Genomic DNA, 24,004 nt, shown 5'->3' with positions numbered 1-24,004 from the left:
ATTGGCTGGCCGCCGCGCCGGTCAGTCCTGCGGCGGTCCGGCGTCGAGCAGCGCGCGCACCTTGTGGGCGAGGTCGCGCTGCGTGTAGGGCTTGTTCAGCAGGTTGACGCCGGAATCGAGGCGACCGTGATGCACGACGGCGTTGCGGGTGTAGCCGGTCGTGAACAGCACCGGCAATGTCGGGCGAAGCTCAGACACTTGCTCGGCCAGCTGACGGCCGCTCATGCCGCCACCAAGGACGACATCGGTGAACAGCAGGTCGATGCGACCGGGCTCGCGGGCGATGGCAAGGCCCTCGGCGCCGCTGGCGGCGGCGCGCACGCGGTAGCCCAGATCCTCCAGCACGCCGACGGCGTACTCTCTGACCCCTGGATCATCCTCGACCAGCAGGATGGTTTCGCCGGGAATGGCGGGGCGGGCAGGGCTGTCATCGGGAACGGCTGCGCCTTGCGGGTGCGCGCTGACCGCCGGCTCGATATGCCGGGGCAGGTAGATCTTGACCGCGGTTCCAAGCCCCGGCTCGCTGTAGATGCGGACATGGCCCTGGGATTGCTTGACGAAGCCATAGACCATGGCGAGCCCGAGGCCGGTGCCCTTGCCGGGCTCCTTGGTGGTGTAGAACGGCTCGAAAACCCGTTCCAGCATATCGGGGGCGATCCCGGTCCCGGTGTCGCTGACACTGAGCATGACATACTGACCGGCCTTCAGATCACCAAAGCGGGTGACATAGGCCTCATCCAGATAGGTGTTGGCGGTTTCGATCGTCAGTTTGCCGCCTTCCTCCATCGCATCGCGGGCGTTGACCGCGAGGTTGACCAGGGTGTTTTCGATCTGGTTGAGATCGGCGAAGGTCGACCACAGGCCGACGCCGGCAACAACCTCGAGCTTGGTGGCCTCGCCAACGGTCCTGGCCAGCAGATCGGAAAGGCCCGCGACGACGGCGTTGAGGTTCAACGACACCGGCTCGAGGGTTTGCTGGCGCGAAAACGCCAGCAGCCGATGGGTCAGTTTGGCGGCGTTCCGGGCGCCCTGAAGCGCCGCTTCGATCGGCTTGCTCAGCGCCGTTGAATTGTCGATTGACTTGATCCGGCGCTGCAAGGTGTCGAGATTTCCCATCACGATTGTCAGCATGTTGTTGAAGTCGTGGGCGATGCCGCCGGTCAACTGGCCGATGGATTCCATCTTCTGGACTTGCCGCAAGGTGTTTTCGGTTTCCTGCCGCTGCCGCGTCTCGGCGGTCAGTTCGGCGGTCCGTTGCGCGACCTCGATCTCGAGCCGGTCGCGATGCGCGGTGATGAGGTCGCCGCGCCGCTTCAACTCGCGGGACACGTCCGCAAGGGTCGCGCCGATGGTGGCGGCTTCGGCAAAGGGCGGCACGGGTGGCGCTATGATCTGTCCCTCGCCCACCTGACGGGCGGCCGCCGCCAGTGCCGTCATGCCGCGGATGGCGTGGCGACCCGTCACCGCTGCCAGAACCAGGCTCAGCGCCATCAACAACGCCGCGGCCAGCGCCGTCGACCAGAAAATCCGACGCAGCGGCTCGTTGATGTCGGCGTCAAGCCGGGCGATGCCTGCGGTCCAACCGTGCTGGGTCTGGGCGTAGCCCGTGAGACTCCAATCGCCCTCCACGGTCTTGTTCTCGACCCAGCCGGTTGGATTTCGAGCGATGCCGCCGCGCCAACCCTCGCTGGCCAGGGTTCCAATCCGGTTCTCGTTATCGGGGACGCGGGCGACAAACTTCTTGTTGCGGTCGATGATCGCAGCTACTTGGCCGTGTGTGAACTGGCTCGTCGTCAGCATTTCGAGGAAGCGAGACGGCAGCACGGTGACGGCGATCGAGTACAGGGGCACCCCGTCGCGAAAAACCGGCACCTCGACGAAGGTCGTCCATTGCTGGGCGATGGGACTGAAGTTCAAATCTGCGACCTGCCATTTTCGTTCGGCAAAGCCGCGCTGAATGATGGCCGGCGCGATATGCCTGGGCAGCGCCTCTCCGGCAGGCCTGAGCGTGTTCAGCACGACGTCGCCGCCGGGCGTACTGACCAAGAGCCAGGCGCCAGGCAGGAACTCGAGGGCGCGCTCGGCTTCGTGCCGAAACTCTTCGATGTTGCCGTTCTGAAGGGCCGGCGACCGGGCCAGGGTCGAGGCGATGGTCGCATGGGTGTCGATCTCATTGTCGACGAAGCCAGCCAGCGTCTTGGCATTGGCAAGCAGGGTTTGCCGGATCGAGGCGCGCTCGTTGGCAACCAGCAGGTTGAACATGAAAAGCGATAGAAGCAGCAGCGGCAGCGCCGACGCCAACACGAGCAGAAAAAGCTGCTGAGCCAGCGACAGACGGCTCAACAGCGCGGCAGAACGCGACCTGAACTGGTAAGACATTACAAAATTAGAGTATTCGGGCGCGTTCGCGGCGTCAAACCAGGACGCGCGACGGCCCGCAAACGAGCAGCGTGGGCGAGTCCGTTCCGAGAGTTCCCTTTAGGGAGCCTTCAGGGCCGGCGATCGGCAGTAACGACACGGGCGTCGTGGACGACAGTTTTGGAGCCGACAACGCGGAGGCAGGAGGCCTCAAAATTCGGCCAAGCCTGCTGAGAGCAGTCCTTGCCCGGGTTTCGAATGTCCAGCCGGTCGCCCTTGGCAAGCGCCTGCGGAACACTGGCTGCAACCTCCGGTGCGAACCCGGGCAGCACGGTGAGCGCGGCAGATACGAGAGCGGCAGCCGCGATGGCAGAGCAAGCCTTGATCATGACGGTCCCCTGTCATGGGGCCTTGGCGGCCCCGTCGTTTAGTTGATCGGACTTTTAACCAGCGCACATTTCCGGCTGCTTTCGCCGGCTCCGGAAATGGTTTCGTCCGCGCTGTGTTTTGTTTCATCGGCCATTGGCCGGCGAAACATTGCCCGCTCGCAAGGAAGACGCTTTGGACCTGGAACAGGTTCAGTGGCCGACCGGAAATAAAAGGTGACTCCCCCGTGGAACGTTCGCGGCCGGCTTGCCGGGCCGTCTCGGGCGGGGTAGAGGGGTTCATGCCCCGTGTCGCGCTTTATCCCGGCTCGTTTGATCCCGTTACCAACGGCCATCTGGACGTGGTCCAGGGCGCGGTCAGCCTGTGCGACCGCCTGATCGTCGCCATCGGCGTTCACCCCGGCAAGAAGCCGCTGTTTTCGACCGAGGAGCGCCTGGACATGGTGCGGGCGGCGTTCGGCCCGGTCGCCGCCAGGGCCGGCTGCGCCTTCGAGGCCACCACCTACGACAATCTGACCGTCACGGCGGCCCAGAAGGCCGGCGCCACCCTCATGATCCGCGGTCTGCGCGACGGCACCGACCTCGACTACGAGATGCAGATTTCGGGCATGAACGAAACCATGGCGCCTGAGATCCATACGGTGTTCCTGCCGGCCTCGGTTGCGGTCCGCCCGATCACCGCCACACTGGTACGGCAAATCGCCGCCATGGGCGGCGACGTATCCGCGTTTGTGCCGCCGTCAGTGGCAGCCCAACTGAAGACCAAATTCGGCGGCTAGCGCCGCTGCCGGCGATCGAAACGGTTGCCTGTTCCACCGATCCCTGCTGAACCTGACGGAGTTTTCATGATCCGAATTCTCGCCCTCGTCGCCGCGCTCGCCTGTGCGGCTCCCGCGATTGCGCAGCCGCTGCCCGCCAATCTCGACAAGGCCAACGCGATCGTCATCGACAGCACCAAGGGGCGCATCGTGATCAAGCTGCGGGCCGACATCGCGCCCCAGCATGCCGAGCGCATCAAGCAGCTCGCCCGCGAGGGCTACTACAACAACGTGCCGTTCCACCGGGTGATGGACGGCTTCATGGCGCAGACCGGCGACGGCCAGAACTTCAACGGCACCGGCGGCTCGAAATATCCGAACCTGAAACAGGAGTTCTCCAAGGTGCCGTTCACGCGCGGCATCGTCGGCATGGCAAGGCGCGGCGACAGCGTGGACAGTGCGAACTCGCAGTTCTTCATCATGTTCGCCGAAGGCTCCAGCCTGAACGGCCAGTACACCGTGATCGGCGAAGTCGTGTCGGGCATGGAGGTGGTCGACAAGCTGAAGAAGGCGCCGCCCGGTTCGTCCGGCGGTGCAGTGACCGACCCCGACAAGATGGTGAAGGTGCAAGTCGCCTCCGACGTCAAGTGAGGCCATGGCGACGCTGCGCAGCAAGCCAAATCGCTGGTTTGCCGCGGCAGTGCTGTGGCTTGCCTTTGGCGGGTCGGCATCTGCGCAGCCGCAACAGATCGACACCATCAAGGACGTATTCGCCAGATTGCACGCATGCTGGAAACCGCCTCCGGTCTCACGTGCCGACCCGATGGACATCACGGTCATCGTCAGCTTCAACCGCACCGGCGCCATTCTCGGCCAGCCCAAGGTCACCTATGAATCCGAGAAGGCCAGCGACAACGACCGCCTCGCGTACCGGATCGCCGTCATGGAGACGTTGCAGCGGTGCACGCCGTTGCCATTTACCGAGGGACTGGGCGGCGCGGTTGCCGGCCGGCCTTTCGCGGTCTCCTTCAGAACCCGCAAACGTCCACCCAAAACGGAAGAGAAAAGAGCATGGCTGATACAGAAAACATCCTGATCCTTGAAACCACCCAGGGCCCCGTGTCGATCGAAATGCGGCCCGACCTGGCGCCAGGCCATGTCGCCCGCATCAAGGAACTGGTGCGCGAGGGATTTTACGACGGCATCGTGTTCCATCGCGTGATCGAGGGCTTCATGGCGCAGACCGGCTGCCCGCAGGGCACCGGCACCGGCGGCTCCGGCCAGAAGCTGAAGGCGGAGTTCAACAAGGAGCCGCATGTGCGTGGCACCACCTCGATGGCGCGCGCCGCGAGCCCGGATTCCGGCGACAGCCAGTTCTTCATCTGCTTCGACGACGCGGCCTTCCTCAACGGCCAGTACACGGTCTGGGGCAAGGTCACCTCAGGCATGGAGAACGTCGACAAGATCAAGCGCGGCGAGCCGGTTCAGAACCCCGACAAGATCGTCAAGGCGCGTATGGCCGCGGACGCGGCTTGATTTTGCTGCGTCATTCCGGAGGCCGCGCGACGCGCGGCAATCCGGAATCTCGAGATTCCCCGATGCGCAATTGCGCATCTGAGGTTCGCATCTTCGATGCGCCCCGGAATGACGCCAAGTGAGTTAGGCGCAACCTGCCATGCGCACCGATCTCTTCGACTTTGAACTGCCGCCTGCCAGCATCGCGCTACGGCCCGCAAGCCCGCGCGATTCCGCGCGGCTGCTGGTGATCCAGGCCGACGGCGTCTTGCGCGATCGCAGCGTCCGCGACCTGCCGGAGTGGCTGGAGCCCGGCGACGCGCTTGTCGTCAACGACACCAGGGTGATCTCCGCCCAGCTCAAGGGACGCCGCATCGGCCGCGACAGCGAGCCGAAGATCGAGGCGACGCTGATCAAGCGGCTGGATGGATCGCGCTGGCAGGCGCTGGTCAAGCCCGCCCGTAAGCTCGCGCAAGGCGACGTGGTTCGCTTCGGCGCTGAAGGCAGGGTCTGCCTGCTCGGTCATCTCGACGCCGAGGTCGAGGCCAAGGGCGAGGAGGGCGAGATCACGCTGTCGTTCTCGTTGCACGGACCGGCGCTCGATCAGGCGATCGCGGATCTCGGCGCGCCGCCGCTGCCGCCCTATATCGCCGCAAGGCGTACGCCGGACGACCGCGACGCCGCGGACTACCAGACCATGTTCGCGACCAACGACGGCGCGGTTGCCGCGCCAACCGCCGGACTGCATTTCACGCCGGCGCTGGAGGCGGTCCTGCGCGGCCGCGGCGTCGAGCTTCACCGGCTGACCCTGCATGTCGGGGCAGGGACCTTCCTGCCGGTCAAGGTGGACGAGATATCCGCACACCGGATGCACGCCGAATGGGGCTCGATCTCGGCCACGACCGCCGCGGCACTGAACGCCGCCCGCGCCAAGGGTGGCCGCATCGTCGCGGTCGGCACCACCTCGCTGCGGCTGCTGGAGAGCGCCGTCGCGGAAGACGGCACGATCCAGCCGTTCGACGGCGAGACCTCGATCTTCATCACGCCCGGCTATCGCTTTCGCGCGGTCGATATCCTCTTGACCAACTTCCATCTGCCGCGCTCGACGCTGTTCATGCTGGTGTCGGCGTTCTCGGGCCTGGAGGCGATGAAGCAGGCCTATGCGCATGCGATCGCGGCGGGCTACCGGTTCTATTCCTATGGCGACGCGTGTTTGCTGTTTCGGGCGCGGGAGTAGGTGGACAAGGCCGCGTTTGCGCCGCCCCACCATCCATCAATCGCGATCCTGAGGTCGCATTGTCCTACGAACTAAAGATTCGCTGCGAGATACCGTACGGTTTTCGCGCCGCCGTTGATGGTCGCTCGGCCAATCTCCTCGAAGCCTAGCGCTTGATGAAACTTGTCTGATACGGGATTCGGAGGCAGGACGTTCACTTCGCAGACGATCCGAGAGTGACCGAGAAGAATGGCGCGCTTGAACACGTCCTCGTAGAGAATTCGAGCGAGGCCGTGTCGCCGCCAAGTTTCGGCGACTACCACGCGGTCTATGTAAAGGAACCGGTCCAGTCGGCCACGAAACCAAAGAAAATGACCACCATCGTAGTCGTCGGTGTCTTCAAATGCGAGCAACAGCGCGACGGCAGGCGGGGTGAACAGCGCAAGACGCGCGGAATTGATCAATCGATCGAAGTGCTCTGAAGTGAGCAGGGAGGTCTCTCGAGCGTTTGCGTTATTCAAACGCAGCAATGCTTCTCTCTTCGTATCGCTATGCAGATCGCGGATTTCAGATTGCTCGGACATCGAAATGTTCCGATGCAAGTGCGTTTGGACAGCGTTTCACCAGGGCGTGCGTGTCAGACATCAACTCTGAATCCAAGGTCAAGTTCGGACGCTGGCAGTCCTCCGCGCAAGCCCCAATTGTCGGGCGGGACTTCGATCAGGACGGTCTTGATCGCCGTCGCTGGCACGCCGAGGGCGGAGAGGTTGGCTACCACCGCGCCGTAGAGGGCCTTCTTGGCCGTGAGCGATCGCCCGGAAAACAGGACGATCTCGATGCGCGTGTAGCGGTCCGATCGACCGGTTGGAACGATCCGGCAAGTCTCGTCATAGAGATCGAGGACGACATCGCGGTCGTATTCCGGGATTTTCAGTGCCGAGAGCAAGGCTTGCTGAATGGCGTCAATGATCCTGGCTTCGCTGCCCCGAGCCCATGTTCCGGTCGTGATCCGAGTGCTTGGCATGACGGTTTCCTTCGCGCCGGTCCTGTCGAACGCTACGTTCTGGTTGAGGGTGGAGCACGACGCGGACGCCATTGCCCATTTGCATTGTACCTCACGCCATTGCGCGCTGCGGCAGCAGTTCCGCGATCTGGATCGCGTTCAGCGCCGCGCCCTTGAGGAGCTGGTCCGCGGAAACGAACATCGAGATCGAGTGGCCGGAGGCATCGCTGAGATCCCGGCGGATGCGGCCGACCAGCACGTCGTCCTGGCCTGAGGCGTCGATCGGCATCGGGAAGTAGTTCTTCGCCCGGTCGTCGACGATCCTGACGCCAGGTGCGTTGGCCAGGATGGCCCGCACCTCGTCCTCGGTGATCGGGTTTTCGCACTCGAAGGTGATCGCCTCGCAATGGGCGCGCAGCACCGGCACCCGCACGCAGGTGACGCCGATGGCGATCCGCTCGTCCTCGAAGATCTTGCGGGTCTCCCTGATCACCTTGGTCTCTTCGTCGTTGTAGCCGGTCGCCGGATCGATCGCGGTGTTGTGGCTGAAGACGTTGAAGGCATAGGGATGCGGGATCACCTTGGGCGTGAACGGCCGCCCTTCGAGGTGAGCGCGGGTCGATTCCACCAGCTCTTCCATGGCGGCGGCACCCGCGCCGCTGGCGGCCTGATAGGTCGAGAGGATGACGCGCTTGATGCGATTGACCTGGTGGATCGGCCACAACGGCACCAGCGCCGTGATCGCCGAGCAGTTCGGGTTGGCGATGATGCCCTTGTGGTCGCGGATGCGGCCCGCGTTGATCTCCGGGATCACCAGCGGCACGTCAGGGTCCATGCGGAAGGCCGAGGAATTGTCGACCACCACCGCGCCGGCCCGGACCGCTGCGGGCGCGAACTTGCGGGAAATGCCGCCGCCGGCCGAAAACAGCGCGATATCGACGCCCTTGAAGGAGTCTTCCGTGAGTTCCTCGATCTCCACCGTGCGGCCGCGGAAGTCGATGGTCTTGCCGGCCGAGCGGGCGCTCGCCAGCGCCTTGAGGCTGCCGACGCGGAAATGGCGCCTGTCCATGGTGGCGATGAATTCGGCGCCGACGGCGCCGGTCACGCCGACGATGGCAACAACGGGATCGTGGCTCACGGGTCTGTCCTTTTCGGTTGGCTTGAAGCTGCGGCCATAAAAAAAGCCCCGGTCCTTCATCAGGCGGGGCTTCGGTTCGGATGATGCGATCGTTCGACTACGCGCGCACGGCTCCCGAGCCCCCGGAGGGTGCTTTGGTTTTCGTGGTCGCTTTGGTCGAGATCGTCATGGCGCGGATTTATGCGGCAGGGCGCGGCCGGCGTCAACGGGTTTTGCGGCCAAAATCTGCGCGAACGAGGTTGAACAGGGCGACGGTGTCGCGCCATAAGCTCACCCATGAGCCTTCCCAACCATTTTGAACTGCTCGCCACTGACGGCGCCGCCCGTACCGGCCGCCTGACGACGCCGCATGGCGTGGTGCGGACGCCGGCCTTCATGCCGGTCGGCACCGCGGGCGCGATGAAGGGCCTGCACTGGCGCGAGGTGCGCGACGCCGGCGCCGATATCGTGCTTGGCAACACCTATCATCTGATGCTGCGGCCGGGGGCGGAACGGATCGCCGCGCTCGGCGGCTTGCAGACCTTCACCGGCTGGAACGGGCCGATGCTGACAGACTCCGGCGGCTTCCAGGTGATGTCGCTGTCGGAGCTGCGCAAGGTCAGCGAACGCGCCGTGACGTTTCGCTCGCATATCGACGGCGCCAAGGTCGAGCTGTCGCCGGAGCGCTCGATCGAGGTGCAGCGGCTGTTGGGCTCAGACATCGCGATGCAGATGGACGAGTGCGTGAGGCTGCCGGCGGCGCGCGACGACATCGAGCGTGCGATGCGGCTGTCGCTGCGCTGGGCGGAGCGCAGCAGGCGCGCGTTCGAGAGCGCCCCCGAAGGCTATATGCTGTTTGGCATCGCGCAAGGAGGCGACATCCCCGAGCTGCGCCACGCCAGCGCGCGCGGCCTGGTCGAGATCGGCTTCCATGGCTACGCGATCGGCGGGCTTGCGGTCGGCGAGCCGCAGGCGGTGATGCTGGCGATGATCGAGGAAACCGCACCCGAGCTGCCCCATGATCGCCTGCGCTATCTGATGGGCGTCGGCACGCCCGAGGATCTGCTGGAGGCGGTGGCGCGCGGCATCGACATGTTCGATTGCGTGATGCCGACCCGGAACGGCCGGCACGGCATGGCGTTCACCCGCTTCGGGCAGATCAACCTGCGCAACGCCCGCCACGCCGACGATCCGCGGCCGCTCGACGAGGAGAGCGACTGGCCCGCCGCGCGCACCGTCTCGCGCGCCTATCTGCACCATCTGGTGCGTTCGGGCGAGACGCTGGGGGCGATGCTGCTGTCGGAGATCAATGTGGCGTATTACCAGCAGCTGATGCAGGGCATGCGCGATGCGATCGGGGCCGGCGCGTTCGCGGCGTTCCAAAATCAAACGCGCGCCCAATGGGCGCGCGGTGACATTGCTCCGAGATAGATCTCAGTTGCAGACGAACCGCTTGACCGAATGCTTGGTCACGAATCCGTAACCGCAGGTGTCGCAAGTCCAGAGATAGCTGATCAAATGGTCGTTGAGGTAGGCGGAAGCTTCGGCCGCGACCATGGAGTCCGCGCAAACGGGGCAGGTCGGTAAATCACAGCCACGCGGGTCGGGCCTGGACGCGACGGTCGACTTGATTGCAGCAAGTGCTGGCATCGTGACCTCCTTTGCGTTCTGAACCTGAGTGCTCCCCACGGCTAAAGTATACACGGAATTGTTTGACGATCCAGCAACACAAATGCGGTGGTTTAGCGAAACTTGGAGACGCTTTGGTTTGCGGTGCAGCGAATGCGCGCCCCGGCGTTTCAGGCTTGCGCGACGGCCCGGTCAACTCCTAAGTAGCTGGAGCCGCGAATTCCCGGTGAATATTGCCGGCGAGCGTTGAGATCGGGCGTCATCAGTACGCGTGCAGTGCACCGCACACGTACCGTCATTCTCCGAACGTTATGTTTACACCGTGCCGTTTAAAGGAAATTGAGCGATGGTGGACCAGCCGAGGCGGCCGAGAACCCTGAACGATGCCCGCAGCGAAGCGGAGGCGGCGTTCAAGCGCACCACGACCAAGGTGGCGGAAGCGCCACCGAAGTCGGCTGCCATTCCGGGCGTGAAGGAGCTGGTCTCGCTGCGCATCGATCAGGACGTGCTGGAATATTTCCAGGAAGGCGGCGCCGGCTGGCAGGACCGGATCAACGCGGCGCTGCGGCGGGCCGCCGGGAAATAGAACGTCGCATGGTCCTGGAACAGGAAAAGCCCGGGATGGTCCCGGGCTTTTGCAGTTGATAGGCCGCGTGCCGACGCTCGCTGGAAAAACGTTCTACCGCAGCATGCCGCCCACGACGCCGCCGATGAAGCGGCCGGCGCCGGCAGGATCGGGGCCGGGGCTGATGGCCTGCTGACGCTGTTGCGGCGGTGGCTGCTGTTGCGGCTGTCGTTGCGGTTGGGCGGCGCGGCGACGGACAGGCTCCTCGCCGGTGCTCGCGGTCGGCGGAGCCGCCACGATCTCGGTCAACAGCGCCTTGTGCTGAAGCCTGTTGAGGTAACCGCTCTTGGGGTAGCCGCGGGCGGCCTGCCAGCGGGCGATCACGGAACGGGTCGATTGGTCGAACTGGCCCGTGATCTTGGTGTCGAAACCGAGCCCGGTGAGGCGGCGCTGCACGTCGCGGCGCTGACCCCTGTCGAGGCCGATCTGGTCCTCGGTAGTCTGGTCCGCTTCATCCTTGAAGGTCGCGGGATCGATGCCTTTGCTTAAATTGCGGGTCGCATTGGAATCCTTGGCGCCGCTCTCCAGCGATGCGATCCGGGACAGCGCCAGCGACCTGAACTGACCGTTGGGATAGTTGCTGAGATAGGCGTTGAATTCTTCCGGCTTGTTGGAGTCCTTGATCGAGCGCCAGAACTCCAGTTCGACGTCCGAGCCGGGCCGCGACGCCACGGCTGTCGGAGCCGAGGTCGATGCGGCGGCCGCCGACGGCGCAGGGCCACCGTTGAGGTAGACCGCGCCGATCAGGTTGGTATGGCCCCAGGGCAACTGACCCTTGTTGGTCTCCTCGTTGACCTGGGCGCGAACCTTGGTCATCGCTTGCTGGATCTCGACGCCGGGCTGGGTGAGGTTGGCGAGCAGCGCGCGCGTGAACGGGCTGTTGGCGCCCTCCTGGCCGTCGAGCGCGGTCTGGCCGGGGCCGGTCGCGAACGCGATCAGGGTGCCTTCGCCGGACTTCATTTCGGCCAGGCCGGTCTGCACGTTGACGCTGCGGGTTGCGGCGTTGGATTTGATCTTGGCCGCGAACGGGTTGTCGCGGCAAGCGTCGAGGAACACCAGCTTGACCTTGGCATCGCCCATGGTCTGCTCAAGCGTCAGGTCGATATTGATGGCCGCGCCCAGCTTGACGTCCATCTCGGATTTGATGTCGGCATCGATCGGCAGCAGATAATTGGTGCCGCTGACGGCGATGCCGTGGCCGGCGTAGAAGAACACCGCGACGTCGGCGCCTTGCGCCTTCTTGCCGAAGTCGAGCAGCCGCTCGGTCATCTTGTCGCGCGTGAGATTGGTGCCTTCGACCACCTGGAATCCGACGTTGCGCAGCGCGCTGGCCATCGCCTTGGCGTCAATGGAGGGATTGGGCAGCGGGGCGACGTTCTTGTAGGTGCCGTTGCCGACGACGAAAGCGACGCGCTTCTCGGCATAGGCGGCGCCGGCCGTGAAGGCCAAGCAGATCATCGACAGGATGAGGGTTGGGTAGCGGATCATGAAATCCCCCTGGCAGAATCGAAAGAGCCTTGGCTGTAATGCTGGCGGCAGACTACACAAAACCCCAGCGTTGCGCGCCACAAAAAACAGTGTGAATCGACTAACCTCTGCCACAATTCCTATATGCGGCGCCCCGGAGCATGCACGTGATCCAGATCACAGCCAGCCGAAAAGCTCAGGTTTTGCCGCTCGCGGAAGCCGGATTGGGTTTCAGGTTCAGCAAATTGCCGGTGAGGATCAGGGCGGCGCCCAGCACCGTCAACAGGTCCAGCCGTTCCGAATAGATCAGCCAGCCGGCCGCGGCGGTGAGGGGAACCCGCAGGAAGTCCATCGGGATCACCACGGTGGCGTCGGCGTGCCGCAGCGCGCGCGCCATGCAGTAATGAGAAAAGGTGCCGCAGAACGCGATCACGACGACCCACCCCCAGACATGGGCCGGCGGCCAGGTCCAGACGTAGAGCGCGGGAAAGAAGCCCGCCGCCGATTGCACCACCAGCATCCAGAACAGGATCCCCAGCGTCTGCTCGGTGCGGGTCAGCGACTTCACCATTGCGACCGAAATTCCGAAACCGACCGCGGCTGCCAGCGCGATCAATTGCCCCGGATTGACCTCTCCCGTTGCCGGGCGGACGATGACGACCACACCAACAATCCCGAGCGCGATCGCGGCGATCTTCCAGGTCGTCATGCGTTCGCCGAGAAACATCGCGGCCAGGATCGCGGTCCAGATCGGCATGGTGAATTCGATCGCCACCACCTGGCCGATCGGGATCAGCGTCAGGGCGAAGAACCACCCGAGCTGGGCGCCGTAGTGGACGAGGTTGCGCGCGATGTGCTGCGGCAGCCGCGTGGTCCTGACCACGCTGAATCCGCCGCTCAAGCGGATCAGCGGATAAAGCATGAAAAAGCCGAGGACCGAACGCGCCTCCATCAGTTGGAACACGTTCATCTCGCGCATCGCCTCGCGGCCGGCGATGGCGATGATCAGCATCAGCGCCAGCCAGCCGGCCATCCATAGCGCGGCGAGGGAGTTGGAAGGTGATCCATGCAGGGAGCAGACGCTGGAGATTTCGGGAAGGCTGGTATCGGCGAGGGGGCTTTGATTTGCAACGCGCAAATCCGCTGACGCAGCGACGCAGCGGCCGCGCGGGGACGCCACCCGAAAATTCAGGGTGGGAGCGCCCGCCCGTTCGGTGCTATGCAACGCTGATGTCAAGGGAGGACTTGCCCATGCGTTTCCTGCAACCGGCCGAATGGTCGAAACCCCGCGGCTTTTCGCACGGCGTCGAGGTCGATGGATCCGGCCGATGGATTGTGCTCGCCGGCCAGACCGGCGGCGACGAGAAGGGCGACTACGTGCCTGATATGGCGGGCCAGGTCGGCGCCGCGCTGAAGCGGGTGATGAAGCTGCTGGCCGAGGCCGGCGCGGGACCCGAGCATATCGTGCGGTTGACCTGGTACCTCACAAGCCGCAGCGAATATGAAGCGGCGGGCGCCGGCATCGGCGCGGCCTGGAAGGAAACCATGGGGCGGAATTTTCCGCCGTCGACGCTGCTCTATATCGGCGGGCTGGTCGACGAGCGCGCCAAGGTCGAACTTGAAGTCACCGCCTACGTTCCCAAGACGTAGCGTGCTTCGGACGCGAACCAGCCAAGAAAAGGAAACCAATGACTACTCGATCGACCTCCGCCGACTTCGTGACCGCGTTCGCGACGGGCTGGCCCGAGCAGCAGCCCGACATCATGGTGCTGTCGCTGACCACGCACAAAGGCGTGCAGGACTTCGCCTTCAACAAGGAGCAGGCGCTGCTGATCGCCAAGACCATCAAGGAGACGGCGGCGAAGCTCGGGAAGCCGGAGACGAGCTAACGGACGCCGCTTGCGAAATCGGATCGCCCTTGCGTGGACGGTCCGCCGCGTGGGCTGTGCGTCTACTTCGACAGCGAAATATTGGCGGCGCGGAACTGGGCGTCGGCCTTCATGGCGATCGACTGCTTGTTGCCGGCGGTCCTCAACGTGATGTTGGAAGTGAAACCGGCCGCCTGGGCCACCACCCGCAGGCTGCCACTGGCGCCGCGGCCCTGAATGCTGCCGCCGACATTGCGGCTGGTTTCGCTCCAGGTGCCGGTGATCTCGCCGCCTTGGGCAACGACCGCGGCCCTGAGGTTGAACTTGTAGGCGTCGCTGGCGCAGGTCAGGTCCATGTCCATGCTGGCGCCGATGACCTTGTAGGTCGCGCGGCAGCGGATGCGCTCGCTGGACCCATCATCGAGGGCGACGGTGCCGCCGCCCGACCAGCTTCCCGCCATGCCGGCAAAGGCGCCCGCGTCGGCATGACCGCTAGAGGGCGCGACAAGGGCGACCAACGCGACGGCTCCGAATGCCAGCCGCCGCGCGAACGAACAATCTTGCCGCCTTACTGACGGGATGCTTCCCATCGACCGCTGCAGGGTACACCGACTGAAGCCGCGTTCCATTTCCCTGACCCAGAGTTGCCGCTCAGTTGACCGTTTGCCTGCGCGCCATTGATCGACACCCGCACCAGGCCGCCGCTGCCGACGCTGCCGGAAACCGGACCGCCTGAAATCTTGCCATCGGCAACCGTGATGGTCGAGGTCGTCTGCGCGTCGCAACTGCCGGACTTGGTCACGACGGTGACCTGCCAGAGGCCGTCATAGGGCTGCTGGGCCGAGACCGGCGCAGTCGCAATGGTGGCGGCTCCGGCAACAAGAAACGCGCTGATGCGGTTGGAACGCATAAATCAAATCCCCGAATTGTTCGTGATGGTTTGTATTGTCTGGCTACAATGTGTCCAAACTTAGGTGCATTGCAATACCGGACAAAGTTCCTTGTTAACTCAAGTACATAGGGTAAATCTGATTCCGGCTCCGGACGTAGAGTTTCGAAGTTTTGAACCGCTGATTCGGCCTTTCCAGCGTCATGCGGTATTTAGGTAGTCCTAGTGTTTCGCATCCGATACGCTCGGCGCCAGGGTCGCGAATTGCTCGTCCTGCGGCTTGGCGGGCAGGCTGCCGTGGACCTTGGCGTAATCGATGACCTCGGCCAGCAGTTTCTGGCCAAGCGGCGCCAGCGCGCGCTCCCATAGCTCGCGGGCGGTCTCGCCTTTCTTGACGAACACCCACTCCTGCGCGGCGATGGCGCCGGCATCCATGCGGTCGGCAAGGTGATAGACGGAGCCCCCTGCGATCGCATCCCCCTCCTTGATGGTCCATTCCACCGCGGCGATGCCGCGATGGCGCGGCAGCAGCGAGGGGTGATAGCCGATGCCGCCGAGCCTGGCGGCGGCCAGCGCCTCCCGGGAGACCCGGGCGTGGCTGTGCGCGGTCACGATCAGGTCGGTCCGGGGCGCGATCTCGGCGGCGGCGACGAGCCTGGGATCGGCCTGGACGACAATTTCGATCCCGGCGGCCTGCGCGGCGGCGGCGAGGCGGTCCTCGCGATCATGAACGACGACACGGGCGATATCGACCCCGCGCTCGCGCAGCATGTTCAGGGTTGTCACGCCAAAATGGCGGGATCCGATCAGGGTGATCCGCATGTGCTTTGTCCGTCCTTAGCGTGGCCGATATGCCGATAGCATACCATGGCCGCCTGTCTCGCCGCCGGGTCGGGGGCTTTCGGGTTATCAACAGGGGCAGAATTGGCGGCGGTTCGGTGGGGCGGCCGGTACCATCGGGCGTCTGATCCGTTGAACCTCACCCGGCCAGAATGCGCAGCCGGGGCCTGGTGAAGCTCGGGATCGGCTCCCGGTGCGGTTCGAACCGCTGTCGGGCGGTCCTCTGCAGGTGGGCGCGCAGCTCGGTGTTGCACTGCTTCATCTGGTTGCGCAATTCGCGCCGGGTGAAGGCGGTGAGGGAGGGATCGCCGAGTTGCTGCCAGGCCTCGCGCAGCCATTGCTGCAGGGCCCGGATATCGGCATCGAACATCTCAGTCTGGTTCATTCCGCCCCAATCCCAAGGCGTGATTGCGACGTGATTAGGCCTGATTCTCGGACCTGCGCCTACTCCTGAAAAAGACGGAAAGTGGAAAACGGAGCGGCTTGCAACCTGGGGAACGCGGCGCGCACCGGATCGTTGAATGCTGAGCCTGGGAGAAACCGATGTCCGTCAATTCAGCGCTGTTTCTGCTGGCAGCGCTTGTGGTGCTCGCTTCCACTCAATCGTTCGCCCAGCTGACGCCGCCGGCGGGATCGGCTGGTGCGGGTAATTCGGCGATATCAGGCGTGCCATTCGGGCCCGCCAACCCAAGTGTGCTTTCCGATCCCAGCGGCATCGGCAACGCCGCGAAGATCCCGCCGCTGGTGCCCAACGCGCCGGCGCCGCCGGTCTCCTACGGCGCTGTCGATACGCCGTCACCGCGGGCGGTGATGCCGCCGCCCTACACCGGCGCCTCGCAACGGATCATCACCGGCCGGCCAATGAAGCCGCGAAAGCCGCCGGTCCGGCGGCGCGGGCGCGCCGAGGTCAGCACCTTCACCGGGATCTGCCGCGGCTGTTAGCGCCAGGACAACCGATCGTGCCGGGCCGACAGGTTGCGGCGCTCAGTCGTAATAATAGTAGTGCCGTCGCTGCGGGCGTCGTTCGTGGTAGTAGCCGTCGCCATGATAATAATGGCGCTGACGGGCTGATTGAAACTGCGGCGGAACCGTTCCGTTCGGGTAGCAAAGGCCGTCCCGGATATCCAGGTCGGCGCCGTGGCCGCACCTGACGGGGTAATGTCCGCCATGATGGTATTGCTGATAGCGCCTGGCGGACTGATCCTGCGGCGGCAAGAAGCCGTTCGGATAGCACATGCCGTCGCGGGCGCTGTGATCCCAGCCGCGGCCGCACGGCGGCGGATGCCTGGGAACGCCGTACTGCACGGGTTGAAGCAATGGCGGCGCCACGCTAGCCGGCATGCTGCTCAACTGCAGAGCCAGGGCTGAGGCGGCAATAGTGAGGATCATCGGACAAACTCCAGGGGAGCCACGAGGTTATGACGCGATCCGGCTTCGGTGCAATGCTGGCTGATAGAAGCAGACCGAATTTTCCAAACGGACGCGGCCAAACTTTGACAGTTGCGTGATGAACCGGGTCTGAATGATCATGCAATCCTGGCCGGGCGAAGCGCGGCAACGTTCGCTTAGGGATTCCGCGCAGTTGCGCTTGAATGCGGCCATGAAGCGGAATCTCGCGTTGAGCACCTGCGGGGTCGGTTGTCGGTCAAGTCGCTAGCTCTTGCTCCCGTTTCACTCATTGTTCCCGGTCAGTGTGCCTGTCCTGCGACCTTCGTTGTGGCCCTGAACGGCCGTGGCCGGCGGGGTGAGGAAAGCGTCGAAACGTTCCTTGACGATGGCATAGCACTCGCATGACGCCTTCTCCATGCCAGCGCGATCGAGCACTTGGATGGTACCGCGACGGTAACTGATGAGACCGGCGGTCTGCATTGATTGCGCGGCGAGTGTCACAGACTTGCGGTTGGCACCCAGCATCTGCGACAGAAATTCATGGGTGTAAGGAAGCGCCTCGCCTTCGGCCCGATCGTGCATCATCAGAAGCCACCGGCACATTCGCTCCTCTGTCGTATGCGTGGAATTGCAAGCGACGGTTTGTTGCACCTGTGACAGCAGGGTTTCCGAATAGCTTACGAACAGGTCGCGCACATGCTCGCTGCTCTTGAATTCGTATTGCAGCAATTGGATTGGACATCGCACCGTATGTCCCTCGAATTGCACGATGCATCGGTTGAAGGAGACCCGGCTGTACATCGCCGCGAATAGGCCAAACGCGCCTTCCCGTCCGATGTTGGCGGTCTCGATCGCTGCGCCATTCTCCAGAACCGTCAGCAGCGAGAGTACCGAGCCTTGCGGAAAATATGCGTGCTTGAGAAGGCCACCGGCGTCGCACACCATCCCGCCAAGCTTGAACTCGATCGGTTCAAGATGGGGCTCGATTCGCCTCCGGCTGGCCGGCTCCAGCGCGCCCAGCAACTGATTGCTCCGCACGTCATGATCGGTTTGCGTTTGTGGCATCGCGGCGCGTCAATCCTGGATGACGATTCAACGGCACACGCGGAGCTCAAGCCATGAGAAATCATCTAACGCCGAGTTTACCCGCTCGTTGCTGGAAGTCTGAGCAAAACAGCTCACTTACGACATGCCGGGATACCGTCTTGCGTATGGGCTGCCACAAGCAAGTGCAACTCCGCGATCATCGCCTCGGTGTGGTACGGTTTTCCAAGAAAGCAACTGTCAGGAGGAAGGTCAGATGGACCAGGCATCATCTGGCCCGACACAATCAAGGTTTTTATCAGAGGCCAGCGGTTTCGAACCGCATGGGCCAACTCAAGTCCGTTCATGCTGCCGGGCATGTTAATGTCGGTACACAGCAACGCAACGTCCGGGTGGGCTTCCAGTACCATAACCGCTTCATCGGCGTTCTTGGCCTGTAGCACCGCAAAGCCCGCCTCTTCAGCAGCTTCCGCGGCAAACATTCGAAGAAGGGGCTCGTCATCCACGATCAAGACGACGGGCAGGCGGCGGGCGGGCGTTTTGATCATTGGGTCAGTCCAGATTTGCGCAAAGCCGGACCGTCAGCGAGATCGGCCTGTGCCGACCAGTTCGCCGCTGCCCGGAGGAACTGCGTCTTCAACACCGGGTCGGAGGTCTCGCCTGCCAGGCGCGTGAGTTCCGACGCCAGCCGCAGGCACTCGACCTGTCGCTGCAAGCTCTCTGGAACGGACATCGCAAACTTCCTGTGTCAGGAAGTAAGTCATGGCACGCCGTGGCACTCCGGGTCGGTGGTACACACCACAGAGAACTCTTCCGTATCGGCAGAAAAAGGCGCGGATTGAGCACCCGATGCAAGCGAGAAGTGAACTTCTTCGCTTAAACACGGGTTGGGACGAAGAAAAAACTCCAGGAAACATCGGGCCAAGTTGGATCTCGTATGGGAGGTCAATTCGGGGGATGTGGACGGCGGCGTCGTTTTAATCCAGCCAGGACCGGTCTCAACCGTTCGATATCTCGCACAAGCGAGACGGGCGGATGCTGCAGCAAGCCCAGCCTCGGGAATTTAGGCGCACGGTGATGCAGACAGCCCGAACTTGATGCAGCGGGCCAATCTACGGAAGTGACGCCCAGCCGCTCTATTCCGCCGCGTTCACCGACGCGCCCTTGGCTTCCTCGTCCGCCAACAACTTCATCAGTATATTTCGCATGCTCTCGTCCCCGGCTTCAGCGATCCGTCGTTTGAAGAGCGCGATGTTTTCCCGGCGAACGAACTGATCCATGATGATCTTTTCCATGGCCAACCTACTGTTGGTATCGCGGGCAGGGGATGGCCCCGGCGCTTGCGGCTTTGGGGGCTGGGGCTGCGCCGGGGCCATCTGGAGAAACGTCGCCGAAGCGGCCAACGACGTTCGATGGTGAGCCGATCACATCCGATTTGCTTGCGCTGTGCTGTTTTGCTCACTTTGCTGTTTTGCTCATTTTCCCAACTCGCCAAAGATCGAATCCGATGCCGAGTGCGAGGCCGATCGTAGCCAGGGTAGGATCGAAACTAGATCGCACCGCAGACGATAGAGGCCGCACAGCAGGCGGCCTCTTCCTCATCGGTGACAGGCTTACTGCTTGTTCACGCCCTTCTGCACATTGCCCGGCTCCTTGGCCGCACCGGTATTGTTAGGTCCTGCCGCAGTGCCCGCGCCTGAAGTGCTGGGGTCACCGCCCGGTGACGGTGTGGTGGAAGCACCTGTCGTGCCTCGGAAGCCTTGCTCCGGGTTACCCATACCAGGCTTCGCCGGGTCGCTTTGGGCGGCAGCGGGCGCGCCGGTGTTCTGAGCAAGCGCTGGTCCGCACACCAGAACAAGAGCAGTAGTGATCGCAACAACCGTTTTCATTCGATTCTCCCTTTGTTGAAGTTGGGAGTAATCGCGCTACCAAATGGGTGTTCCTCGCCTCTTGCACAACAAAACGCAATTCGACGTGAGGGATGAAAACATGCAAGCGCAGTTGAACGGTCGGCGCGTGCCTACGTGATGACGGTTTCGCTGAAGCCAAACGAGGAGGAGACCGGCACAAGGCACGCGTTCGGCACGAGGTTGTCACCCATGTCTTAGGTACGATCCGTTACCTATGTGTCCGGGCCGGACAATGACTTTATTGGTGAGCGCGGAGGGACTCGAACCCTCGACCCCATGATTAAAAGTCACGTGCTCTACCACCTGAGCTACGCGCTCACTCGCCGCGCTGTGTAGGGGGCGGACCCCTGCGGGTCAATAGCGGCCGGGCCGCAAACAGGTAGCCCGGGCAACCGGAATTCCTTTGCGCGTCTATCGGTTAGCCCGGCTTCTTCAACTCTGCCGGCCCGGCGATCACCTCAGTTTGCCTCGCGGCGAATCTCCGACGCTACCGGCTGCGGCGGGGTGTTCACCGTCGGCAGGCTGACCGGGCGCAGCCCGATCAGTTCCGCCGTCCGCACGGCGCTGGTGCGCCAGAAGGCAAAGGAGTTGACGCGGGAATTCTCCAGCAGCGCGATCGCGACCGCGGACAGGAACGGCAGGCTTTCCAGCACCAGCACCGCTGCAAAGATGTAGATCTCGCGCACTTCCTTGTAGCTGTTGGTGACGACAAGCACGGCGGCGCCGACCAAGAGCAGCACCCCGATCACCGCTTCCCAGAACGCCTGGAATTCGATCGACATCACGGACAGGCCGCCCTTGGAGGTGCGGGCGAACGGCAGATGCTCGGTGATCAGGCCCTGCGCCACCGCCCGCGACACCGTCCATTGCACGCTCATCGCAGCGATCATGGCGCCCAGCATTTGCCCGGCGTTGATCTTGACGCGCAGCCGGTAGAGCGCGACGAAATGCACCAGCGAGACAATGAAGGAGGCGATGATCGGCAGCGTCAGGATCTTGTCGGGAACGGCGATGTCGGCAAAAGCCACGATCGGCACCCAGATCAGGTTGAGGATCGCCACCAGCACGCCGAGACTTTCGGCCCCCAGCCAGTTCAGCCAGCCCAGCGAAAACTCGCGGCGTTGATCCCGCGTCAGCCGGCTGGCGCCGGGCAGGAAACGCCGCCAGTGCTTCTTGACGATCTGGAAGCCGCCATAGGCCCAGCGATGGCGCTGCTTCTTGAACGCCTCATAGGTGTCGGGCAGCAGGCCATGGCCGTAACGGTGGTTGGTGTAGTGCGTCAGCCATCCGTGCTCGATGATGGCAAGGCCGAGATCGGTATCCTCGCAGATGGTGTCGCCGGCCCAGCCGCCGGCCATATCCATCGCCGAACGACGGATCAGGCACATGGTGCCATGCACGATGATGGCGTTGTACTCATTGCGCTGGACCATGCCGATGTCAAAGAACCCGGCATACTCGCCGTTCATGATGTAGTGCATCAGCGAACGGTCGCCGTCGCGATGTTCCTGCGGCGCCTGCACCAGGCCCACGCGGGGGTCGGCGAAAACAGGCACGAGGTCCTTGAGCCAATCAGGCTGCACCACGTAGTCGGCGTCGATAATGCCGATGATCTCCGCATCGGCCGCGGTTCGCTCCATGGCGATGCGCAAGGCGCCGGCCTTGAAGCCCTGGACCTTCTCGGCGTTGATGAACTTGAAGCGTTCGCCGAGCGCGCGGCAGTGATCCTGGATCGGCTGCCAGAATGCCGGGTCAGGCGTGTTGTTGATGATGACCACGCACTCGAAGTTCGGATAATCGAGCCGCGAAACCGCATCGAGCGTTTGCTTGAGCATGTCGACCGGCTCGAAATAGGCCGGAATGTGAATCGACACTTTCGGAAATGCGACGGCGTCGCCGATGGTGGCCGGCGCCATCGGTTCCGGACTCTTGGCGATCAGCCGCCGCGGGCCGCGGCCGAAGGCGATCGCCGCGATCTCGTCGATCCGCGCCATTGCGATCAGGATCAGCGGCACCAGCAGGATCAGCCCCAGCGTCAGCGCAAAGGCCGAGCCGAAAACGAAATAGTGCCCGGCCCAGAATGCGAACACGGTGGCGACCCAGGCGCCAACGCCGTTGGCGGCCGTTGAGAGCACGAGCGTCTGCATCACGGTTGGTCGCGCGATCCTGAGGATCGGCAGCGACATCAGGATGCCCACGAGCAGCGCGATCGTCGCGAGCTTCCAGTAGTTCTCGTTGACGATCGGGCCGGTCCAGGCGAATTTCGGCTCGCGCGAGGCGTCGAGAATGCCCCAATAGGGTCCGACGCCGCCTTCGAAGAATTTCCAGGGCTGATCGATCGCCTCGACGATGTTGTATTCCATGCCGATCGCTTCGGCGCGGGTGACGAAATTGCGCAGCACCGAAGCCTGTTCGAACATGCCGGGTTCAGCGTTGCGTAGATTATATCCGGCGCTCGGCCATCCGAACTCGGCGATGACGATGCGCTTGCCCGGGAATTTCTCGCGAAGCAGCCCGTAAAGATAGACCGCCTGATCGACCGCCTGCTTGTCGGTGAAGTTTTCCCAATACGGCAGCACGTGCGCGGCGATGAAATCGACCGAGGAGGCAAGTTCGGGATTGTCGCGCCAGATGTTCCAGATTTCGCCTGTCGTGACGGGGACATTGACCGACTTCTTGACCCGCTTGATGATCTCGATCAGCTGGTCGACTTTCTGCTCGTCGCGGAACACCGTCTCATTGCCGACCACGATTCCGTTGACGTTACTGTTGCGCTTGGCGAGGTTGATCGCGGCGTCGATCTCCCGGGCGTTGCGGTCGGCATTCTTGTCGATCCAGGCGCCGAGGGTGACCTTGAGGCCGAACTCGGCGGCGATCGGCGGAACCAGTTCGACGCCGCCGGTCGAAGAGTAGAGGCGGATCGCGCGCGTCAGCGTCGACAGCTTCTTGAGGTCGGCGCGGATTTTCTCGGTCTGCGGAATGTTGTCGACGTCGGGATGGGCGCTTCCCTCGAACGGCGCATAGGAGACGCTGGGCAGGATGCCCCGGAAATCGGGCGCAGCGCGCTTTTCCTGGAGCACGCCCCACAGCCCGGCATGAGCTGCGGTTACAAACAGCAGAACGGCGGCAACGGCGCGCATCGGGGGTTAAACCATACGGGGCTGCGATTTAAGGGAAGCGAACCTGTCCCCTGGGCTCGACCGATACAGCGGCATCATCAAGATAATCCAGCCACACGATTTCACAACTGGTATGGCGCGGTGGCCTTTTAAGGGCGCGGACCGTTCGAGCGCCAAAAAAGCCGAACGCCGTGCCGGCCAGCTTGCTCGCCGACGCGATCGCCTACTTTGCCGCTGGCGCAGCGGTGCCCGGGGCTGGCGCCGGCGCGGCGCCGGCGGTGGCGGGCGCGGTAGCGGCCGCCGGATTGGCCGCGGCGGCGGCCTGGGGTTGTACTCCCGGATTGATCCAGCAGGCATGGATGCGGCTGGACAGGGTTTCCGCGACCTTGGGATCGATCTGACCGCCAAAACGAGTCAGGCAGCGGAAGGTGGCCTGGACGTGTCCGCCGGGGCAGCCGAATCGGTCATAGAGGTCGAGGTGCCGGAACGCGGTATCGAGGTCATCCAGCCACATCAGGCGCACCACGCGGCGGCCAAGCCAGACGCATTCGGGGTTTCCGCCCGGCCCGTTGATAGCCTGCGACGCTTCGACGAATTCGTCCGTCTTGCGCTGGTTGTCCCGGTTGACGTCGGCGGAACTGGCGGCGGGCGCCTTGGCGGGTTGGTCCTGGGGCGCCGGGCCGCTCTGGGCGTGCGCTACGCCCAATCCGATCAGCAGAGCCAGGCCCACAGCGGTGACGTGGCGCAATACCGAAGCCCTGGAACCAAGCAGCCTACGACGCATACATTCCCCGATTGGTTAGCTGCCGCGAAAAGCGGCTCGCATGATGGCTGGCTTTGCCGTCCAAATAGGTCTCCATTGCGGCGGAGA

General features: G+C 63.6%; 30 protein-coding genes and 1 tRNA gene. 10 read left to right on the top strand and 21 right to left on the bottom strand.

Features of this window, described 5'->3' with window-relative positions:
- Positions 1-21: 21 nt before the first annotated feature.
- Together Q0D31_RS00355 and Q0D31_RS00350 are read right to left on the bottom strand one after the other, a co-directional pair.
- Positions 22-2,379, bottom strand: a complete 2,358-nt coding sequence (locus Q0D31_RS00355) for an ATP-binding protein (RefSeq protein ID WP_291842124.1) — start codon at positions 2,377-2,379, stop codon at positions 22-24.
- A gap of 110 nt (positions 2,380-2,489) precedes the next feature.
- Positions 2,490-2,747, bottom strand: a complete 258-nt coding sequence (locus tag Q0D31_RS00350) for a hypothetical protein (protein ID WP_291842121.1) — start codon at positions 2,745-2,747, stop codon at positions 2,490-2,492.
- A 278-nt stretch (positions 2,748-3,025) separates the two neighbouring features.
- On the opposite strand from Q0D31_RS00350, the gene coaD reads away from it, so the two are divergent.
- The 5 genes from coaD to queA all read left to right on the top strand — a co-directional run bounded on the left by coaD (position 3,026) and on the right by queA (position 6,254).
- Positions 3,026-3,523 (top strand): pantetheine-phosphate adenylyltransferase, encoded by a 498-nt coding sequence (coaD, locus tag Q0D31_RS00345; protein ID WP_291842119.1) that lies wholly within the window; start codon positions 3,026-3,028, stop codon positions 3,521-3,523.
- A 66-nt stretch (positions 3,524-3,589) separates the two neighbouring features.
- The gene (locus Q0D31_RS00340; protein WP_291842117.1) at positions 3,590-4,153 is read left to right on the top strand and encodes a peptidylprolyl isomerase; all 564 of its coding nucleotides are present in this window, start codon (positions 3,590-3,592) and stop codon (positions 4,151-4,153) included.
- Positions 4,154-4,157: 4 nt separating this feature from the next.
- Entirely contained in the window at positions 4,158-4,598 is a 441-nt protein-coding gene (locus Q0D31_RS00335) for a hypothetical protein (RefSeq protein ID WP_291842115.1), read from the top strand.
- On the top strand, positions 4,574-5,038 hold the full coding sequence (locus tag Q0D31_RS00330) for a peptidylprolyl isomerase (protein ID WP_291842112.1): 465 nt from the start codon (positions 4,574-4,576) through the stop codon (positions 5,036-5,038). Before Q0D31_RS00335 ends, Q0D31_RS00330 begins: the two co-directional genes overlap by 25 nt.
- A 139-nt stretch (positions 5,039-5,177) precedes the next feature.
- Complete coding sequence (gene queA, locus Q0D31_RS00325) at positions 5,178-6,254, top strand: tRNA preQ1(34) S-adenosylmethionine ribosyltransferase-isomerase QueA (RefSeq protein ID WP_291842110.1); 1,077 nt, start codon at positions 5,178-5,180, stop codon at positions 6,252-6,254.
- A 71-nt stretch (positions 6,255-6,325) separates the two neighbouring features.
- Here queA and Q0D31_RS00320 read toward each other — a convergent pair whose 3' ends face one another.
- Genes Q0D31_RS00320 through Q0D31_RS00310 form a run of 3 tightly spaced genes read right to left on the bottom strand, consistent with a single transcriptional unit; the run spans position 6,326 to position 8,374 of the window.
- Positions 6,326-6,817: a GNAT family N-acetyltransferase gene (locus Q0D31_RS00320; protein ID WP_291842108.1), complete on the bottom strand. Its 492-nt coding sequence runs from the start codon at positions 6,815-6,817 to the stop codon at positions 6,326-6,328.
- A 53-nt stretch (positions 6,818-6,870) separates the two neighbouring features.
- Positions 6,871-7,329: a tautomerase family protein gene (locus Q0D31_RS00315; RefSeq protein ID WP_291842105.1), complete on the bottom strand. Its 459-nt coding sequence runs from the start codon at positions 7,327-7,329 to the stop codon at positions 6,871-6,873.
- A 19-nt stretch (positions 7,330-7,348) separates the two neighbouring features.
- Positions 7,349-8,374 carry an aspartate-semialdehyde dehydrogenase gene (locus Q0D31_RS00310; RefSeq protein ID WP_291842103.1) on the bottom strand — a complete coding sequence of 342 codons (1,026 nt, stop codon included), beginning with the start codon at positions 8,372-8,374 and terminating at the stop codon, positions 7,349-7,351.
- 276 nt (positions 8,375-8,650) lie between these two features.
- On the opposite strand from Q0D31_RS00310, the gene tgt reads away from it, so the two are divergent.
- On the top strand, positions 8,651-9,784 hold the full coding sequence (gene tgt / locus Q0D31_RS00305) for a tRNA guanosine(34) transglycosylase Tgt (protein WP_291842101.1): 1,134 nt from the start codon (positions 8,651-8,653) through the stop codon (positions 9,782-9,784).
- Positions 9,785-9,787: 3 nt separating this feature from the next.
- On the opposite strand, the gene Q0D31_RS00300 is transcribed toward tgt, so the two are convergent.
- Positions 9,788-10,003: a hypothetical protein gene (locus Q0D31_RS00300; protein WP_291842099.1), complete on the bottom strand. Its 216-nt coding sequence runs from the start codon at positions 10,001-10,003 to the stop codon at positions 9,788-9,790.
- 325 nt (positions 10,004-10,328) lie between these two features.
- On the opposite strand from Q0D31_RS00300, the gene Q0D31_RS00295 reads away from it, so the two are divergent.
- Complete coding sequence (locus Q0D31_RS00295) at positions 10,329-10,568, top strand: BrnA antitoxin family protein (RefSeq protein ID WP_291842097.1); 240 nt, start codon at positions 10,329-10,331, stop codon at positions 10,566-10,568.
- 93 nt (positions 10,569-10,661) lie between these two features.
- On the opposite strand, the gene Q0D31_RS00290 is transcribed toward Q0D31_RS00295, so the two are convergent.
- Both Q0D31_RS00290 and Q0D31_RS00285 read right to left on the bottom strand, forming a co-directional pair.
- Complete coding sequence (locus Q0D31_RS00290; RefSeq protein ID WP_291846615.1) at positions 10,662-12,092, bottom strand: caspase family protein; 1,431 nt, start codon at positions 12,090-12,092, stop codon at positions 10,662-10,664.
- A 178-nt stretch (positions 12,093-12,270) separates the two neighbouring features.
- Entirely contained in the window at positions 12,271-13,146 is an 876-nt protein-coding gene (locus Q0D31_RS00285; RefSeq protein ID WP_291846612.1) for a DMT family transporter, read from the bottom strand.
- A 179-nt stretch (positions 13,147-13,325) separates the two neighbouring features.
- Here Q0D31_RS00285 and Q0D31_RS00280 point away from each other — a divergent pair, with 179 nt between their 5' ends.
- On the top strand, positions 13,326-13,724 hold the full coding sequence (locus Q0D31_RS00280) for a RidA family protein (protein ID WP_291842095.1): 399 nt from the start codon (positions 13,326-13,328) through the stop codon (positions 13,722-13,724).
- A gap of 38 nt (positions 13,725-13,762) precedes the next feature.
- Complete coding sequence (locus Q0D31_RS00275) at positions 13,763-13,963, top strand: hypothetical protein (RefSeq protein ID WP_291842093.1); 201 nt, start codon at positions 13,763-13,765, stop codon at positions 13,961-13,963.
- A gap of 62 nt (positions 13,964-14,025) precedes the next feature.
- Here Q0D31_RS00275 and Q0D31_RS00270 read toward each other — a convergent pair whose 3' ends face one another.
- The 4 genes from Q0D31_RS00270 to Q0D31_RS00255 all read right to left on the bottom strand — a co-directional run bounded on the left by Q0D31_RS00270 (position 14,026) and on the right by Q0D31_RS00255 (position 16,056).
- Positions 14,026-14,460, bottom strand: coding sequence for a hypothetical protein (locus tag Q0D31_RS00270; protein WP_291842091.1), 435 nt, complete (start codon positions 14,458-14,460; stop codon positions 14,026-14,028).
- Between the two features lie 50 nt (positions 14,461-14,510).
- Positions 14,511-14,852 (bottom strand): hypothetical protein, encoded by a 342-nt coding sequence (locus Q0D31_RS00265; protein WP_291842089.1) that lies wholly within the window; start codon positions 14,850-14,852, stop codon positions 14,511-14,513.
- A 201-nt stretch (positions 14,853-15,053) separates the two neighbouring features.
- Positions 15,054-15,653 carry a formyltransferase family protein gene (locus Q0D31_RS00260; protein ID WP_291842087.1) on the bottom strand — a complete coding sequence of 200 codons (600 nt, stop codon included), beginning with the start codon at positions 15,651-15,653 and terminating at the stop codon, positions 15,054-15,056.
- Between the two features lie 157 nt (positions 15,654-15,810).
- Positions 15,811-16,056, bottom strand: a complete 246-nt coding sequence (locus Q0D31_RS00255; protein ID WP_291842085.1) for a hypothetical protein — start codon at positions 16,054-16,056, stop codon at positions 15,811-15,813.
- Positions 16,057-16,214: 158 nt separating this feature from the next.
- Here Q0D31_RS00255 and Q0D31_RS00250 point away from each other — a divergent pair, with 158 nt between their 5' ends.
- Positions 16,215-16,613 carry a hypothetical protein gene (locus Q0D31_RS00250; protein ID WP_291842083.1) on the top strand — a complete coding sequence of 133 codons (399 nt, stop codon included), beginning with the start codon at positions 16,215-16,217 and terminating at the stop codon, positions 16,611-16,613.
- A 42-nt stretch (positions 16,614-16,655) separates the two neighbouring features.
- Here the strand turns inward: Q0D31_RS00250 and Q0D31_RS00245 are convergent, their stop codons facing one another.
- The 9 genes from Q0D31_RS00245 to Q0D31_RS00205 all read right to left on the bottom strand — a co-directional run bounded on the left by Q0D31_RS00245 (position 16,656) and on the right by Q0D31_RS00205 (position 23,917).
- On the bottom strand, positions 16,656-17,060 hold the full coding sequence (locus tag Q0D31_RS00245) for a hypothetical protein (protein WP_291842081.1): 405 nt from the start codon (positions 17,058-17,060) through the stop codon (positions 16,656-16,658).
- 282 nt (positions 17,061-17,342) lie between these two features.
- A complete protein-coding gene (locus Q0D31_RS00240) occupies positions 17,343-18,125 on the bottom strand; it encodes a Crp/Fnr family transcriptional regulator (RefSeq protein ID WP_291842079.1) in 783 nt (260 codons plus the stop codon).
- Between the two features lie 113 nt (positions 18,126-18,238).
- Positions 18,239-18,652, bottom strand: coding sequence for a response regulator (locus tag Q0D31_RS00235; protein WP_291842076.1), 414 nt, complete (start codon positions 18,650-18,652; stop codon positions 18,239-18,241).
- On the bottom strand, positions 18,649-18,837 hold the full coding sequence (locus Q0D31_RS00230; RefSeq protein ID WP_291842074.1) for a hypothetical protein: 189 nt from the start codon (positions 18,835-18,837) through the stop codon (positions 18,649-18,651). The genes Q0D31_RS00235 and Q0D31_RS00230 overlap by 4 nt, the downstream gene beginning before the upstream one ends.
- Positions 18,838-19,240: 403 nt before the next feature.
- Positions 19,241-19,399 (bottom strand): hypothetical protein, encoded by a 159-nt coding sequence (locus Q0D31_RS00225; protein WP_291842072.1) that lies wholly within the window; start codon positions 19,397-19,399, stop codon positions 19,241-19,243.
- A gap of 318 nt (positions 19,400-19,717) precedes the next feature.
- Positions 19,718-19,993: a hypothetical protein gene (locus Q0D31_RS00220; RefSeq protein ID WP_291842071.1), complete on the bottom strand. Its 276-nt coding sequence runs from the start codon at positions 19,991-19,993 to the stop codon at positions 19,718-19,720.
- A 263-nt stretch (positions 19,994-20,256) separates the two neighbouring features.
- A tRNA-Lys gene (locus Q0D31_RS00215) sits at positions 20,257-20,332 on the bottom strand.
- Positions 20,333-20,472: 140 nt separating this feature from the next.
- Positions 20,473-23,154 carry a glycosyltransferase gene (locus Q0D31_RS00210; RefSeq protein WP_291842070.1) on the bottom strand — a complete coding sequence of 894 codons (2,682 nt, stop codon included), beginning with the start codon at positions 23,152-23,154 and terminating at the stop codon, positions 20,473-20,475.
- Positions 23,155-23,356: 202 nt separating this feature from the next.
- Positions 23,357-23,917 carry a beta-1-3, beta-1-6-glucan biosynthesis protein gene (locus Q0D31_RS00205; RefSeq protein WP_291842068.1) on the bottom strand — a complete coding sequence of 187 codons (561 nt, stop codon included), beginning with the start codon at positions 23,915-23,917 and terminating at the stop codon, positions 23,357-23,359.
- Positions 23,918-24,004: the final 87 nt, after the last annotated feature.

Origin of the sequence: Bradyrhizobium sp., from assembly GCF_022844465.1 — a bacterium.
Lineage (GTDB): Bacteria > Pseudomonadota > Alphaproteobacteria > Rhizobiales > Xanthobacteraceae > Bradyrhizobium.
The sequence above is the reverse complement of the archived record's forward strand: the minus strand, read 5'-3'. Positions and strand labels throughout refer to the sequence as shown.

What these genes read in the sequence shown, in the direction of transcription:
- Q0D31_RS00300 (WP_291842099.1), bottom strand. Translation starts at nt 10,003, where the DNA reads ATGCCAGCACTTGCTGCAATCAAGTCGACCGTCGCGTCCAGGCCCGAC.
- Q0D31_RS00295 (WP_291842097.1), top strand. Translation starts at nt 10,329, where the DNA reads ATGGTGGACCAGCCGAGGCGGCCGAGAACCCTGAACGATGCCCGCAGC.
- Q0D31_RS00205 (WP_291842068.1), bottom strand. Translation starts at nt 23,917, where the DNA reads ATGCGTCGTAGGCTGCTTGGTTCCAGGGCTTCGGTATTGCGCCACGTC.
- Q0D31_RS00255 (WP_291842085.1), bottom strand. Translation starts at nt 16,056, where the DNA reads ATGAACCAGACTGAGATGTTCGATGCCGATATCCGGGCCCTGCAGCAA.
- Q0D31_RS00250 (WP_291842083.1), top strand. Translation starts at nt 16,215, where the DNA reads ATGTCCGTCAATTCAGCGCTGTTTCTGCTGGCAGCGCTTGTGGTGCTC.
- Q0D31_RS00320 (WP_291842108.1), bottom strand. Translation starts at nt 6,817, where the DNA reads ATGTCCGAGCAATCTGAAATCCGCGATCTGCATAGCGATACGAAGAGA.
- Q0D31_RS00315 (WP_291842105.1), bottom strand. Translation starts at nt 7,329, where the DNA reads ATGGCGTCCGCGTCGTGCTCCACCCTCAACCAGAACGTAGCGTTCGAC.
- Q0D31_RS00350 (WP_291842121.1), bottom strand. Translation starts at nt 2,747, where the DNA reads ATGATCAAGGCTTGCTCTGCCATCGCGGCTGCCGCTCTCGTATCTGCC.
- Q0D31_RS00225 (WP_291842072.1), bottom strand. Translation starts at nt 19,399, where the DNA reads ATGGAAAAGATCATCATGGATCAGTTCGTTCGCCGGGAAAACATCGCG.
- Q0D31_RS00280 (WP_291842095.1), top strand. Translation starts at nt 13,326, where the DNA reads ATGCGTTTCCTGCAACCGGCCGAATGGTCGAAACCCCGCGGCTTTTCG.
- Q0D31_RS00240 (WP_291842079.1), bottom strand. Translation starts at nt 18,125, where the DNA reads ATGCCACAAACGCAAACCGATCATGACGTGCGGAGCAATCAGTTGCTG.
- Q0D31_RS00355 (WP_291842124.1), bottom strand. Translation starts at nt 2,379, where the DNA reads ATGTCTTACCAGTTCAGGTCGCGTTCTGCCGCGCTGTTGAGCCGTCTG.
- Q0D31_RS00235 (WP_291842076.1), bottom strand. Translation starts at nt 18,652, where the DNA reads ATGATCAAAACGCCCGCCCGCCGCCTGCCCGTCGTCTTGATCGTGGAT.
- Q0D31_RS00265 (WP_291842089.1), bottom strand. Translation starts at nt 14,852, where the DNA reads ATGCGTTCCAACCGCATCAGCGCGTTTCTTGTTGCCGGAGCCGCCACC.
- Q0D31_RS00245 (WP_291842081.1), bottom strand. Translation starts at nt 17,060, where the DNA reads ATGATCCTCACTATTGCCGCCTCAGCCCTGGCTCTGCAGTTGAGCAGC.
- coaD (WP_291842119.1), top strand. Translation starts at nt 3,026, where the DNA reads ATGCCCCGTGTCGCGCTTTATCCCGGCTCGTTTGATCCCGTTACCAAC.
- Q0D31_RS00220 (WP_291842071.1), bottom strand. Translation starts at nt 19,993, where the DNA reads ATGAAAACGGTTGTTGCGATCACTACTGCTCTTGTTCTGGTGTGCGGA.
- Q0D31_RS00335 (WP_291842115.1), top strand. Translation starts at nt 4,158, where the DNA reads ATGGCGACGCTGCGCAGCAAGCCAAATCGCTGGTTTGCCGCGGCAGTG.
- Q0D31_RS00275 (WP_291842093.1), top strand. Translation starts at nt 13,763, where the DNA reads ATGACTACTCGATCGACCTCCGCCGACTTCGTGACCGCGTTCGCGACG.
- tgt (WP_291842101.1), top strand. Translation starts at nt 8,651, where the DNA reads ATGAGCCTTCCCAACCATTTTGAACTGCTCGCCACTGACGGCGCCGCC.
- Q0D31_RS00210 (WP_291842070.1), bottom strand. Translation starts at nt 23,154, where the DNA reads ATGCGCGCCGTTGCCGCCGTTCTGCTGTTTGTAACCGCAGCTCATGCC.
- Q0D31_RS00340 (WP_291842117.1), top strand. Translation starts at nt 3,590, where the DNA reads ATGATCCGAATTCTCGCCCTCGTCGCCGCGCTCGCCTGTGCGGCTCCC.
- Q0D31_RS00230 (WP_291842074.1), bottom strand. Translation starts at nt 18,837, where the DNA reads ATGTCCGTTCCAGAGAGCTTGCAGCGACAGGTCGAGTGCCTGCGGCTG.
- Q0D31_RS00260 (WP_291842087.1), bottom strand. Translation starts at nt 15,653, where the DNA reads ATGCGGATCACCCTGATCGGATCCCGCCATTTTGGCGTGACAACCCTG.
- queA (WP_291842110.1), top strand. Translation starts at nt 5,178, where the DNA reads ATGCGCACCGATCTCTTCGACTTTGAACTGCCGCCTGCCAGCATCGCG.
- Q0D31_RS00330 (WP_291842112.1), top strand. Translation starts at nt 4,574, where the DNA reads ATGGCTGATACAGAAAACATCCTGATCCTTGAAACCACCCAGGGCCCC.